Genomic DNA, 13157 nt, shown 5'->3' with positions numbered 1-13157 from the left:
CATCCGGCATATATTTAAAATAATATCGGGATTGGATAAAATAAGAAATGCGGAAAGGATCCTTCCGCATTTCTTATTTATAGTAAGATATAATACTAGAACTTATAAGACACTGTTCCTGTAAACTGTGTGGGTGGTATAGGATTGATACTATAGTTCTCATGCACGTAATAGCTGTAGGTATTGGTAACATTGGAAACCTTACCCATTACAGCAAAACGTTTGAAAGCATATCCTGCGCTCAGGTCGAGGGTAGAAAAGCCAGGAACGGAGATCAGCCTGTTGTATTGCTGTGTTTGTCCGATAGTGTTGTTCCAGCCTGCAAAGCGCTGACCTATGTAGTAAAATCCTGCACCCAGTTTCAGGCCTTTCAACTTCGTTTCCTGTAAAGTGTAAAATACACTGGCATTGGCAGTATGATTTGGGTTACCTACCAGGCGTTCTCCTTCTACAGAGCTTCCTTTCAGGCCAGGTGTTTTTTCGATGGTCATATTGTTATAGCTGTAACCTGCAATGACATCCAGGCCAGCCAGCGGGTGACCGGCAATATCCAGTTCAACGCCCTGGCTAAGGGTTTCTCCTACCAGTGTTTTTATATTGGTGTTGCTGTTAGGGGTAACGCCATCTTTCTGAAATGCCGCCATCTGTGCATAGTTGTTGTTCCGGATGCGATAGGCTGTAACGTTAACGGACAAACGACCATTTAAGATATCATTCTTCACCCCCAGTTCATACTGCTCTATATTGGATGGTTTCAGGTTTTCCCCATATACATCCTGGCCGCTGTTTGGCGTGAAGGAAGTGGAATAGCTGGCAAATAAAGCAGTAGAGGCAATTGGTTTGTATACTATGCCCAAACGGGGTGAGAAGGCATGATCATACTTTGCGCTGCCGGGTGTTTTGCCACCTTTAAAGTTGTAAACAACCGGGGCTTCGGTTTGCAGGTAGGAGAAACGGATGCCGGCCATTACCTTGATCTTTTCAGAGATACTAACCAGGTCCTGCACGTACACGCCTAACCTGTTAACCGGCGCATTGCTCACGGTTTTCAGGGTGTCTGCCGGCATATCTGTACGGCGTGGGAATTTATTGGGGTCATATACATTGATGATATCATAGATACCAGTTGTTTTGTTGATAGATGGAACACCGTATGCATAAGTGCCTGTCAGGTACCTGTCTGCATCCACACCGGCAAGCACAGTATGTTCTATGGCGCCGGTCCTTACCTTACCGTTTAAATCCACCTGTGCAGCGTAGTAGTCTTCATTGGTAGCGTTCCTTCCCAGCGGACGGGCCCAGGTGCTGTCGCTCTTTGCCTGGATCCTTTCTATTGAATAGTAGTCGCGGTAGTATTTGGAGTAAGCAATGTTACCGGTAACAGACCAGTTATCATTCAGCTTATGTTTAATATTGGCGGAAGCAGTGGTTTGCTGTGTATGCGCATACTGCCAGGGAGCGCCATAGAAAGTATTACGCGGCACTTTGATCAGGGCAGTATCGGCGATAGAACCGGTGCCAAAATCAGGCGTAAAATCATGTTTCAGGTAGTCGGCCTGCACCAGTAATTCGGTGCGGTCGCTCAGTTTGAATAACAGCGAGGGGTTTACATAATAGCGTTTGGAGTGCACCTGGTCGCGATAGCTGTCTGCTGTTTCAAAAGTACCGTTTACACGGTAAGCTATTTTAGACGACAGGGGGCCATAAATATCGAAAGCGGGTTTCAGCAAACCGTAACTGCCGGCACGGAGATTTACTTCCCCACCGAAATTGAATTTAGGTTGCTTGGTTACCATGTTCATAATAGCGCCGGGAGCTACGTTACCATATAAGATAGCAGCGCTTCCTTTCAGCACTTCCACCCTTTCCAGGGAGCTCATTTCCGGCATAGCGCCTGCGTTTACACGGGCGCCGTTCTTAAACGTATTGGTACTTGAGAATCCGTAACCGCGCGCATTGAATGTTTCCTGCGTACCCGCTCTTGTAGAAGCCATGTACACACCATTTATATTCTTCACCACATCACTGAGGCGTTGGGCCTGCTGGTCTTCCAGTACTTCATGCCCAATGATAGCCACGCTTTGCGGCAGATCCATTACCGGTACCGGTAATTTGCCGATGCTTACAGGTCTTTTATTGATGGTTCTTGTTTTAGTGCCATCCACCACTACTTCGTTCAACTGGCTGGCAGTGGCTTCCAGTGCAATATTCACAGCAGTTACTTCATCTGCGCCTATCGTTACATCCTGGTGCAGCGTTTTGGCGCCGGTGTAGGAGATGATAAGTGTGTAATTACCAGGTTTTACATTCTTCAGTGTAAACAAACCTGCTTCATCTGTGAGCGTTCCTTTTTTAGTATCTTTCAATCCAATGGTAACGAATGCTGCAGGCTGGCCGTCGGCAGAACTGATCTTTCCTTTGATAACACCATTCTGCGCCAGTACAGTAAGGTTGATAAAAATGAGGCCGAGAATAAAGTATAAATGTTTCAACGAGATTAATTTTCTGCAAAGAAAAACCAATCGCGCCGTATGGCTCAGACGGATCGGGAAAAGTTCCATTTTCAATATGTGCCCGTCATTAGCCTTCGCAGCAGGAACACCCTTACTGCTACCCATCTCCAGGAAATATAAATATTAATACGTAATTATATTATTTACAATAAATTAACAATAATAAAGGTACAAATAGTTATAAATATGCTTACAATCCGTACCCGTTAAATGACCAGGAGTTCAGAATTAATTCAGAATTGAAATCTAATTTAGTACCATGAAATTACTGGTCATAGAAGACGAGATACAGCTGGCGCAGAGCATTATCTCCTATCTGTCGGGTGAAAATTATACCTGTGAATATGCCGGCACCTACCAACAGGCGCTGGCAAAAATAGAGATGTTCGAGTATGAATGCATATTGCTGGACATCATGCTACCTGGTGGTGATGGCATCAGGTTACTGGAAGAAATAAAGAAACGCGACCGGGAAGAAGGAATTATTATCATCTCCGCAAAAGATTCCTATGAAGATAAGATACGGGGATTGCAAACAGGAGCAGATGACTACCTGGCCAAGCCTTTTCATTTACCGGAGCTCTCGGCCAGGATATACGCTGTTATCAGGAGAAGAAAATTCAACAACACGAATATTGTGAGGCAAAATGAGCTTACTATAAACCTGTTGTCCAAAACTGTACTTGTTAATACCACCCCGGTCATCCTTACTAAAAAAGAATTTGATCTCTTACTGTATTTTATTGGCAACAAAAATAAAGTCATCTCCAAAAACGCACTGGCAGAACATCTTTCCGGCGATATTGCCGGTATGCTGGACGATCATAATTTTATTTACGCACATATTAAAAACCTCAAAAAAAAACTCGGAGAGGCAGGATGCGCCAATTACCTTAAAACTATTTACGCCACCGGCTATCGTTGGGAAGTATAGCCTATCTTAGCAGCTTAATGCACCTGCATTATAAACTACCTTATGAATAAGCTGCTTAATAAATCGATGAAAGCATTTGTGCTGTATGCCGGGATTGTGCTGGCCTGCAGCATCCCCGCGTATTATGCTATTATAGATTTCATCTGGAAACATGAATTAAAAGAGCATAACCGTATTGTAAGCGCCACTACCCGGCAAAACCTGCAGGCGCTCTCACTTTCCAATAAAGAACTTGCCGAAAGCATCACGCTCTGGAATAAATTGCATCCTGAAACACAGCTGCAGCCTGTTGCGGCATTACGCCCGGACTCCACTTATAACATCTACCGGAAAAATAAATATATCCCTGCAAAGGGCTGGGACAGGTTCCAGGGCCTTGTTACCTACTTTACTATCAATGGGAAAGTATTGCAGCTTACACAGGAAAGCAATATAGAAGAATCCTATGAAACCATTATCGCTATAGGCGGTATCACTTTTATTTTCTTCCTGATCTTACTGGGTGGCTTTATTTTTATTAACAGGAGAATATCGAAACAGTTATGGCAACCTTTTTATAATACTTTAGAGAGCATAGCATCCTTCGACCTGCATAAGCAACATGCCATCCGGTTTGAAAACAGCGGTACCGAGGAATTTGACACACTTCACCGTTACCTGGAGAAATTAATTGCCGGTAACGTGGCTGCCTATAAACAGCAAAAGGAATTTACGCACAACGCCTCACACGAATTGCAAACACCTTTGTCTATTGTAAAGTTTAAGCTGGACCTGCTACACCAAAGTAAACCGATCACCGATGAACAATCCGCGCTGATCAATGATGCCCACCAATCCCTCTCAAAGGTTACACGGATCAATAAGAACCTGTTGCTGCTGGCTAAAATTGAGAATAGCCAGTTCCCCGTAAAGGAGTCCATCCACCTCTCCGATATGCTGGAAAACCAGCTGTCGTTGCTGGAAGATTTCCTGGAGGATAAGCAATTGCAGGTACAAAAATATATTGCACCTGCAATAATATTACCCGGGAACAAAGTACTGGCGGAAGTGATGCTTACCAATCTTATTATGAATGCCGTAAGGCATAGCCGCCCACACGATATGATAATCCTTACCCTCGGTGACCACCGGTTGGAAATATCCAATACCGGCGCCGTTCCATTGAACAGGGAAATGCTTTTCAGGCGTTTTGGCGCCTCCACCGGCATTGGGCTGGGACTGGCTATTGTACGCCAAATATGCCGGTTGCATAAGTGGCAGGAAAGCTATCGTTTTGAAAACGGATTCCATGTGTTTACGATAGCATGGTCGCGTACATCAGAATAAGTAAATAACATGCACCATTGAAAAAGCCCTGGCGCACCATTTGCACGCCGGGGCTTTTCTTATTCGGACACGTTATCAGTGTCTTTGTTATGTTTTTCTGTTTCCTCCTGTGTTTTATTTTTCTTCTTCTCTTCTTTATCCGGTATTACATTTTTCAATGTATCATCGGAGGTTACTTCGCGTGTAATATCGCGGCTGTAGTCATTTCCAAGATCGGGACTGGTTTCTCCATGCCCGCCGATCGTTCTGTCTTTTAGTGGCATAACATACTATTTAAAGGTAAATAAATCAGTTACTTTGCCGCTACCCTCCAAATGGTATTAGCGGCATCATCTGCTACCAGCAATGCTCCATCAGCAGCCACAGCTACTCCTACCGGGCGCCCATATACGTCGCTGGCAGCAGCATCGGCAATAAAGCCGGTAAGAAAGTCCTCTGCCGGCCCCGATGGCTGCCCGTTTTTAAACGGTACAAAAATTACTTTGTATCCTGCCAGCCGGGAGCGGTTCCAGGAGCCATGCTGACCTATAAAAGCGCCTTGCTGGTATTTTGCGGGGAATGTACTGCCTTTGTAAAAAACAAGCCCTAATGACGCCGTATGCGCCCCCAACGGGAAATCAGGCGGGATGGCCTTTTTTACGGAATCAGGTTGCTCTCCTTTCCGGCGCGGATCTTCATGCTGCCCGAAATAAGAATAGGGCCAGCCGTAAAACGCGCCTTCCTTTACGCCAGTAAGATAATCCGGCACCAGTTCATCTCCCAGTTCATCCCGTTCGTTCACTACTGTCCATAAGGCATTGGTTCCGGGCGCCCAGTCCATACCTACAGGGTTACGGAGGCCACTGGCATAAATCCGTTCATTGCTTCCGTCTGGGTCCACCTGCAGTATGTTGGCGCGGCGTTTTTCATTTTCCATTCCATGCTCTGCTACATTACTGCCCGAGCCTACGGATATATACAGTTTTGATCCGTCAGGCGCCGCCACTATATTGCGGGTCCAGTGATTATTATAACCTCCGGCAGGCAACGGTAGTATGGCCTTACCGGCGACGGAAATTTTATTATCGCCTTTCCTGTAGGGAAACTGCATCACGCCATTTGTATTGGCTACATAAAAACTGTTGTTGAGAATAAGCATACCAAAAGGCTGGTCCAGCTGTTGAAGAAAAGTATAGCGCTGATCCGGCTTTCCATCTTTGTTGGTATCCCTTAGCAAGGTTATACGATCGGCGCTTTTACCTTCGTTTTCAGAAGCGGCCTTTCCCGACACCACATCTCCTACCTTCTGTACAAACGCCCTGGTGGCATTGCTTTCTGCCACGAAGATATCCCCGTTGGGCGCTACATATATCCAGCGGGGATTCCTGAGCCCATCTGCAAATTTAGTAACAGTAAATCCTTCCGGCGCCACGGGTGCTTTATTACCAGGCCAGCCGATTACCCGGCTAAAGTTCTTAACAGACTTCGTTGTATCCGGTAAAGGAAAGGTATCCCCGGGTACATTCTGCTGGGCGGCCGTACTATCTGCAGCTGTTGACTGCTGCCGGTTATTACAGGCAGACAGTAAGGCCAACCCTGTAATCATCCATTGAATTATTCTAACGGGCTGTGTGCGCATAAAATAATTTTATTCATTCTCCGACACTACTTTCTTCCTGTTTTTTTTCTCCATCTATATCTTCCTCTTCGTTCTCTTCTTTTTCAATATCATTTTCAGCCTGGATCTCTGCCGGCTCGGATTGCTCCTGTTTACCCAACAGGTCGCTCTTTGAAAAGGGCTTGTCTGAAGGTTTCTGTTGCTGATCATGCTGTACCATAACTCATCTTTTTAGATCAAAAAAAAATTTATTCCTCTAAAAAAAATCGGCAAAATCATGCCAGTATAAACAGCGGTATGAGCCGTAAATCAAGGTTTCTTTTCTTACGTGGCATAGTTTTACATGTGGTTGAAATATTAAATCAACTGTTATGATAGCAAGAGATGCATATACCACCAGCCTCTGGCAGGACCACGCCACTCCCCTTGCGGCAAGTAATAAAGCTCAACCGGAAAATTTATATGATGTGATCATTATCGGCGGCGGCATTACCGGAGTAAGCACCGCCTTTCTTTTGCAGGATGAAGGTAAGAACTGCCTGCTGCTGGAAGCAGAGAACATTGGTTATGGTACCTCCGGCGGTACAACTGCGCACTTAAATACCCTGCTTGATGTTCCCTACTATGTGATTCAAAAAAACTTTGGCAGGGAAGCCGCACAACAGGTATATACCAGTACTACCGAAGCGATTGCACTGATCAGGCACAACATCAGCAGATGGGGAATTGACTGTGGATTCCGTGACGCAAATGCTATCCTGTTTGCCCAAAATGAGGAACAGGATAAAGAGCTGGATAAAATTGCGGGAACATCTGCAGAAGCTGGTCTGGAGATGAGCGCTATTGATAACATCCCGGTAGATATTCCTTTTACCAAAGCCATGAAAGCCGGTGAACAGGCCACCTTCAGTCCAATACCATACATACAGGGCCTGGCCCGTGCATTTGAAACAGCAGGCGGTACCATCCTGCAGCAATGCCGGGTTGCAGGAGTTGACAATAACAACACGGTAACTGTTACCACGAATGCGGGCGTTTTTAAATCAAAAGCGGTGATCTATGCTACGCATATTCCACCGGGAATTAACCTGCTGCATCTTCGCTGTACGCCGTACCGCAGCTATGTGATGGCTTTCACCCTGGAGGATGACAACTACCCGGAAGAACTTATATATGATATGTATGATCCTTATCATTACTACCGGGCACAGGAAATAGACGGTCAAAAATACCTGATAGCAGGAGGAGAAGATCATAAAACCGGTGAACAGGAAAACACCCAACAATGTTTCCTGAAGCTGGAAAGCCATATCAGGCAGCACTTCAGGGTAAAGGAAATAAAATACAGGTGGTCGTCTCAATATTATGAACCGGTAGATGGCTTGCCTTATATCGGCAGGCTTCCCGGCACAGAAGACAACGTTTATGTAGCCACCGGATTTGGCGGTAACGGCATGACCTATAGCAGTGTAGCTGCGTTATTGTTAAAGCGCCTGATCCTGGGCCAGAAGCCTAAAAATGAGTTATTGTTTGATCCCAACAGGATTAAACCTGTGGCCGGTTTCAGCCAGTTCATTTCCCACAATGCAGATGTGGTGAAACAATTTATGGGCAAATTCTTTTCCGGCGAACAACTGGATGCACTCGCCGGTATAGCCCCCGGCGAAGGAAAGGTAGTGGAATATGAAAACGGGAAAATTGCTATTTATAAAGATGAACAAGGTAAATTGTATGCAGTAAAGCCAATTTGTACACATATGAAATGCGAAGTAGGCTGGAATACCGCAGAGCGGTCGTGGGACTGCCCCTGCCACGGCGCCCGCTATGATATAAATGGCAAAGTGCTCAATACGCCGGCAGACCAGGGATTGGAACAACTGGATATCTCCTGAAAACGTTATAGTAATAAACCCCTTGCATATGAGCCTGGAAAAATACCGGCAAAAAAGAACCTTTACCAAAACGCCTGAGCCTACCGGCGGGAAAAGTGAGGACCAGTCGCTACACTTTGTTGTACAAAAGCACGATGCCTCGCACCTGCATTACGACTTCCGCCTTGAAATGAGAGGCGTATTGAAAAGCTGGGCAGTACCTAAAGGCCCATCTATGGATCCGGAAATAAAACGGCTGGCAATGATGGTGGAAGATCATCCTTATAATTATAAGGATTTTGAAGGCATCATACCGGAAGGCAATTATGGTGCAGGTACAGTAATGGTTTGGGATGAAGGTACTTATGAACCGGCTGAACAGGATGATACTGATAAAAAACAACAAACGAAAGACCTGTTGCACCAGCTGCACAGCGGGAAACTGAAGTTTGTGCTCAAAGGGAAAAAGCTCAAAGGCAGTTTCGCCCTTGTGAAAGCCGCTGGCAGAGGAGAGAACGCATGGCTGCTGATGAAAGTAAAAGACCGCTATGCCTCCAAAACAGATGTCACCACGAAGAATAAATCAGTCGTCTCAGGAAAAACAATAGAACAGATCGCCCAAAACCCGGATCATAAAATATGGAAAAGCAACCGCGGACAAACAGCCGGTAAAACAGCAGTTAAGAAAAAAGCAGCTGCGCCTGTTGCTGATGAGGCTACAGCGCTGCTAAAAAAAGGCAGCTCCGCCCCCATGCCCAAAAGCATTAAGCCCATGCTGGCATCCGTTACCAATACCCCATTTGATAAAGAAGATTGGCTATATGAAATCAAATGGGATGGCTACCGCGCTGTAGCTTATCTTAATAACGGCAAAGTGGAATTGCTTTCACGCAACCAGCTTTCCTTTAATGAAAAATTCAGCGTGATTACTACAGCCCTGCAACAATGGAAAGTGAAAGCCGTAACGGATGGTGAAATAGTAGCCGTGGATGAAAAAGGTAATCCCGACTTCCAGGCATTACAGAATTATTTTAAACATGGAAAAAAAGCGCGACTGGTGTATTACCTCTTTGATCTTCCCTGGTACAATGGTAAAAACCTTACACAGCTGCCACTGGAAGAACGCAAAGCCATACTGGCGGAGATCATTCCGGTAAACCAGGATGTGATTCTTTACAGCAACCATATTAGCGGTCAGGGCATTGCCTTTTATGAAGCCGCCATCAACAAAGGGCTGGAAGGCATTATGGCCAAAGCAGCCGGCAGTCATTATATCAGCGGACGCAGAACGGAGAGCTGGTTAAAGATCAAAAACAGCCACCGGATGGAAGCCATCATTTGCGGGTATACTGCCGGCCGTAACAGCCGTAAACATTTTGGGGCGGTAATACTGGGTAGATACGAAGGCAAGGAATTGAAATATATCGGGCATACCGGCGGAGGGTTTAACGATCAACTGCTAAAGGAGCTTTTTGCAAAGTTCCAGCCGCTTATTACTTCAAAACATCCGTTTAAAACAAAGCCGCAAACCAACATGCCGGCCACCTGGCTGAAACCTGTGCTGGTTTGCGAAGTAAAATTTGCAGAGATAACACGGGAAGGCATACTCCGGCAGCCGGTGTTTATGGGATTAAGGGAAGATAAAAAAGCAGCAGACGAAAAGGAGGTGAAAATTGTTAGTCCGCCTGCGGTAAAAAAAACAACCCCTCGTAAAAAAAATACAGGTACATTTTTACCGGACGGCGATAAACAGGCAGCATTAAAAGTAGACGGACAGCTGTTGAAATTCACGAACCTTGATAAGCTCTACTGGCCGGAAGAAGGCATCACCAAACGGGACATGATCAATTATTACGCAGCCATTGCAGACACGATCCTGCCCTATCTGAAAGACCGGCCACAGTCGCTCAACAGGTTCCCTGAAGGCATCAAAGGTTTTAGTTTCTACCAGAAGAACGTGGAAGATAAGGTAGCAGACTGGATCCCCACTTTTCCGTATACCAGTGAATCAGATGGAGAAACAAAATCGTTCCTGGTATGTAAAGACAGGGCCACACTATTGTATATGGCCAACCTCGGCTGCATTGAATTAAATCCCTGGCATAGCAGGATACAACACCCTGATGAACCAGACTACTGCCTGATAGACCTTGATCCCGATACCAACTCCTTTAATGAAGTGATTGAAACGGCGCTGGCGATCAAAGATATCCTGGATGAAATAGGCGCCCCGTCCTTCGTGAAAACGTCCGGGGCTACGGGCATGCATATACTTATTCCGTTAGGCGCCAGGTACAGCTTTGAGCAGTCGCGCATGCTGGCAGAACTGATCGTGAATATTGCCAATAAAAAATTACCGGACAGTACCAGCGTACTGAGAACGCCGTCTAAAAGAAAGGGACAGATCTATCTTGATTTTATGCAGAACCGGCAGATACAAACAATGGCAGTGGCCTACTCGCTGCGCCCTAAAGCAGGAGCAACAGTATCGGCGCCGCTGCGTTGGGAAGAAGTGAAAAAGGGATTAAAAGTAGCTGATTTCAATATTCACAACATGCCTCGGCGGATAGCAGAAGAAGGCGACCTGTTAAAAGGATTGCTGGGAAAAGGTATTAATATGAAAACAGTGCTGAATAAGCTGCAGCATTTACTATAATAAAGGGGCCTGCACGGTTGCTGGCCCCTTTATTATCAGGGTTTCAGGATAACAAATCAGTTTACATCCTGATTCAGGTCACCATCGCTGCGCTTGGTTTCTTCATTGATATATTCCCGTTCTTTCCGGGAAGCGGCGTGTTCCGGTTTCTTTTCACCGAGCGCTTCTGTGCTTGGCTCATTCAGTTTACGGGCATTGACAGCTGCTTTGGTTGTTCCCAGCAGATCGCTCATCCATACGTGCATTTTTGTTTTCGCTCCGGAGATGATCTTCCGTTCCCCGTTCATCAGCGCATTATAACCATCCTTTGCTACTACTTCCGGCGGAGCCAGTGTTTTTTCGCGATAGGTAACAGTGTCTTCCTGGTGGGCCTTATGGAAGAAGTCTGTGTCTGTGGCGCCAGGGAGCAACACCGTAACGGTTACATCTGTATCCCTCAATTCTTCCGACAGCGCTGCGCCGAAGGAAATAACGAATGCCTTGGTAGCGGCATAAACAGACAACAGCGGCATGGGCGTAGTTCCTGCTTCTGAGCCCAACAGCAGGATGCGTCCCATATTCCGCTGTTGCATCTCTTTGAGATAAAATTTAGTAAGAGACAATAGTGAAATAATGTTCAGCTGGATGATATCGATATCCCTGTTGAGATCTGTTTCCAGGAAAGGTCCCCATTCTCCCTGTCCTGCATCGTTCACCAGCACATCTATATTGATGCCCATATCTTTTGTCTGCGCATAAATTTCAGCAGCAGACGCCGGCATGAACAGGTCTTTTACAATAGGTGTTACTTCTACACCATATGCCGTTTTCAGTTCATCAGTCACTTCCTGTAAACGGTCCTCATTCCTGGCTACAAGAATAAGATTGTAACTGTCGGCTGCCAACAGTTTAGCCAGCTCGTAACCGATACCGCTGGTAGCGCCGGTAATTAATGCGTATTCATTCCTGTTGTTAACATTCACGGTTGCCATAGAAAAAAAATTGAGCGTGTGGAGAAATGATTTCATTAAGTGGGCAGCAAAGACGGGGCCGGGTAATTTTACCAGGTTGATGACATTGCTTTCCGTAGCTGAAGCCGGGGTATAACAGCAACGCTGTGTTTATTATCTTTCCCGGTAATGCTTACTGTTCAGCGTGCTGTTGGCACAGGATTTAGTAGAATGATAAAGAAAACATTTAAGACATGCATCCATCGGAACCTGATATTGAATTACTGCGCCATATCCGGCAACTGCTTACCGGGAACCAGCAAACAGTGGCTGTGGCGGAAAGCGTTACTGCCGGCCATTTGCAGGTTGCGCTTTCGCTCGCTGAAAAAGCCATGGAATTTTTCCAGGGCGGCATTACTACTTATAACCTGGGACAGAAAACAAAGCACCTGAATATTGATCCCATTCACGGGCAATCGTGTGATTGTGTTTCGGAAAAAGTGGCCCTGGAGATGGCAACGGCGGTAGGGCCTTTATTTGCGGCAGACTGGGGCATTGCTGTTACCGGGTATGCCTCACCTGTGCCAGAGCAGGGCATCCACGACCTGTTTGCCTATTATGCTTTCAGCTTTAAGGGGCACCCGGTATCGCAGGGTATTCTGAGAGCTGGTCAAAACGATGACCCCGTAGCAGTGCGCCAGTATTATACCCACGAGCTGCTGATGCTTTTCAGGGAAGCATTGCATCTTCCTTATTCTCCCGTAAAAAAATAATACAAGCGGTTACATGCTGAAAAATAACTCCCACACTGTAACCGGATTACCCAACGAATGGGTAACACTTTCCGCATATGCGGAGCAATCGCTTTAGAGGGATGGCATGGCGTAGTCTTTGAACCAGCTTTAAAAAAAACTCAGACTATGGAAAAGCAAACATCAAAACAAGCCACTCCCAACAAACAGGCAGGCGGAGGTTTCAGCAGCCATGCCAATACGCAAAGCGCCGCCCGGGAAGAAGAAGACCAGGCTACGGGATTAACTGCTGATGAAGAAGCAGACCAGGAAGTAGAAGATACTGATCCTGTTTTAGATGAAAATGACCTGGAAGAAAATAATCTTTCAGATGAAGAAGCGGATAACATCGACTGGGATGAAGAGAATGCATCCAGTCAATGAGGATCAGCGCTTGCCTTACTAACCCATTTTTTAATGCTTATTTTAATTTCAGGAGATGTATACATTAGGTATAAATGCCGCATTTCATGACTCAGCTGCCTGCCTGGTAAAAGACGGGCAGCTGATAGCGGCGGTGGAAGACGAGCGGTTCACGCA

12 protein-coding genes are annotated in these 13157 nt (G+C 45.9%); 7 read left to right on the top strand and 5 right to left on the bottom strand.

Annotated elements, in window-relative coordinates; all coding sequences use genetic code 11:
• Positions 1 to 95: 95 nt before the first annotated feature.
• Positions 96 to 2492, bottom strand: a complete 2397-nt coding sequence (locus tag VIM72_RS10270) for a TonB-dependent receptor (protein ID WP_332002745.1) — start codon at positions 2490 to 2492, stop codon at positions 96 to 98.
• 280 nt (positions 2493 to 2772) lie between these two features.
• Here VIM72_RS10270 and VIM72_RS10265 point away from each other — a divergent pair, with 280 nt between their 5' ends.
• The gene (locus VIM72_RS10265) at positions 2773 to 3447 is read left to right on the top strand and encodes a response regulator transcription factor (protein WP_332002744.1); all 675 of its coding nucleotides are present in this window, start codon (positions 2773 to 2775) and stop codon (positions 3445 to 3447) included.
• Positions 3448 to 3489: 42 nt separating this feature from the next.
• Positions 3490 to 4773, top strand: coding sequence for a HAMP domain-containing sensor histidine kinase (locus tag VIM72_RS10260; protein WP_332002743.1), 1284 nt, complete (start codon positions 3490 to 3492; stop codon positions 4771 to 4773).
• A gap of 59 nt (positions 4774 to 4832) precedes the next feature.
• Here the strand turns inward: VIM72_RS10260 and VIM72_RS10255 are convergent, their stop codons facing one another.
• Genes VIM72_RS10255 through VIM72_RS10245 form a run of 3 tightly spaced genes read right to left on the bottom strand, consistent with a single transcriptional unit; the run spans position 4833 to position 6590 of the window.
• Positions 4833 to 5036, bottom strand: coding sequence for a hypothetical protein (locus VIM72_RS10255; protein WP_332002742.1), 204 nt, complete (start codon positions 5034 to 5036; stop codon positions 4833 to 4835).
• A gap of 29 nt (positions 5037 to 5065) precedes the next feature.
• Complete coding sequence (locus VIM72_RS10250; RefSeq protein ID WP_332002741.1) at positions 5066 to 6391, bottom strand: sorbosone dehydrogenase family protein; 1326 nt, start codon at positions 6389 to 6391, stop codon at positions 5066 to 5068.
• Positions 6392 to 6404: 13 nt separating this feature from the next.
• Positions 6405 to 6590 (bottom strand): hypothetical protein, encoded by a 186-nt coding sequence (locus VIM72_RS10245; protein ID WP_332002740.1) that lies wholly within the window; start codon positions 6588 to 6590, stop codon positions 6405 to 6407.
• Between the two features lie 151 nt (positions 6591 to 6741).
• Between VIM72_RS10245 and VIM72_RS10240 the strand changes: the two genes are divergently transcribed.
• Both VIM72_RS10240 and ligD read left to right on the top strand, forming a co-directional pair.
• The gene (locus VIM72_RS10240) at positions 6742 to 8262 is read left to right on the top strand and encodes an FAD-dependent oxidoreductase (protein ID WP_332002739.1); all 1521 of its coding nucleotides are present in this window, start codon (positions 6742 to 6744) and stop codon (positions 8260 to 8262) included.
• A gap of 28 nt (positions 8263 to 8290) precedes the next feature.
• Complete coding sequence (gene ligD, locus VIM72_RS10235) at positions 8291 to 10897, top strand: DNA ligase D (protein ID WP_332002738.1); 2607 nt, start codon at positions 8291 to 8293, stop codon at positions 10895 to 10897.
• Between the two features lie 56 nt (positions 10898 to 10953).
• Here the strand turns inward: ligD and VIM72_RS10230 are convergent, their stop codons facing one another.
• Positions 10954 to 11868: an SDR family oxidoreductase gene (locus VIM72_RS10230; RefSeq protein ID WP_332002737.1), complete on the bottom strand. Its 915-nt coding sequence runs from the start codon at positions 11866 to 11868 to the stop codon at positions 10954 to 10956.
• Positions 11869 to 12080: 212 nt separating this feature from the next.
• On the opposite strand from VIM72_RS10230, the gene VIM72_RS10225 reads away from it, so the two are divergent.
• The 3 genes from VIM72_RS10225 to VIM72_RS10215 all read left to right on the top strand — a co-directional run.
• Positions 12081 to 12599 (top strand): nicotinamide-nucleotide amidohydrolase family protein, encoded by a 519-nt coding sequence (locus tag VIM72_RS10225; RefSeq protein WP_332002736.1) that lies wholly within the window; start codon positions 12081 to 12083, stop codon positions 12597 to 12599.
• 147 nt (positions 12600 to 12746) lie between these two features.
• Positions 12747 to 13001 (top strand): hypothetical protein, encoded by a 255-nt coding sequence (locus VIM72_RS10220; protein WP_332002735.1) that lies wholly within the window; start codon positions 12747 to 12749, stop codon positions 12999 to 13001.
• 55 nt (positions 13002 to 13056) lie between these two features.
• On the top strand, positions 13057 to 13157 hold a 101-nt coding region (locus VIM72_RS10215), incomplete at its 3' end, for a carbamoyltransferase N-terminal domain-containing protein (protein ID WP_332002746.1).

Origin of the sequence: Chitinophaga sp. (assembly GCF_036569185.1) — a bacterium.
Classification (GTDB): Bacteria; Bacteroidota; Bacteroidia; order Chitinophagales; family Chitinophagaceae; genus Chitinophaga.
Note: the sequence above shows the minus strand (reverse complement) of the source record. Positions and strands in the feature narration are given on the sequence as shown.

Excerpts from the sequence above, each read along its gene's own strand:
- VIM72_RS10265 (WP_332002744.1), top strand. The coding sequence starts at position 2,773 with ATGAAATTACTGGTCATAGAAGACGAGATACAGCTGGCGCAGAGCATT.
- VIM72_RS10260 (WP_332002743.1), top strand. The coding sequence starts at position 3,490 with ATGAATAAGCTGCTTAATAAATCGATGAAAGCATTTGTGCTGTATGCC.
- VIM72_RS10255 (WP_332002742.1), bottom strand. The coding sequence starts at position 5,036 with ATGCCACTAAAAGACAGAACGATCGGCGGGCATGGAGAAACCAGTCCC.
- VIM72_RS10250 (WP_332002741.1), bottom strand. The coding sequence starts at position 6,391 with ATGCGCACACAGCCCGTTAGAATAATTCAATGGATGATTACAGGGTTG.
- VIM72_RS10245 (WP_332002740.1), bottom strand. The coding sequence starts at position 6,590 with ATGGTACAGCATGATCAGCAACAGAAACCTTCAGACAAGCCCTTTTCA.
- VIM72_RS10240 (WP_332002739.1), top strand. The coding sequence starts at position 6,742 with ATGATAGCAAGAGATGCATATACCACCAGCCTCTGGCAGGACCACGCC.
- ligD (WP_332002738.1), top strand. The coding sequence starts at position 8,291 with ATGAGCCTGGAAAAATACCGGCAAAAAAGAACCTTTACCAAAACGCCT.
- VIM72_RS10230 (WP_332002737.1), bottom strand. The coding sequence starts at position 11,868 with ATGGCAACCGTGAATGTTAACAACAGGAATGAATACGCATTAATTACC.
- VIM72_RS10225 (WP_332002736.1), top strand. The coding sequence starts at position 12,081 with ATGCATCCATCGGAACCTGATATTGAATTACTGCGCCATATCCGGCAA.
- VIM72_RS10220 (WP_332002735.1), top strand. The coding sequence starts at position 12,747 with ATGGAAAAGCAAACATCAAAACAAGCCACTCCCAACAAACAGGCAGGC.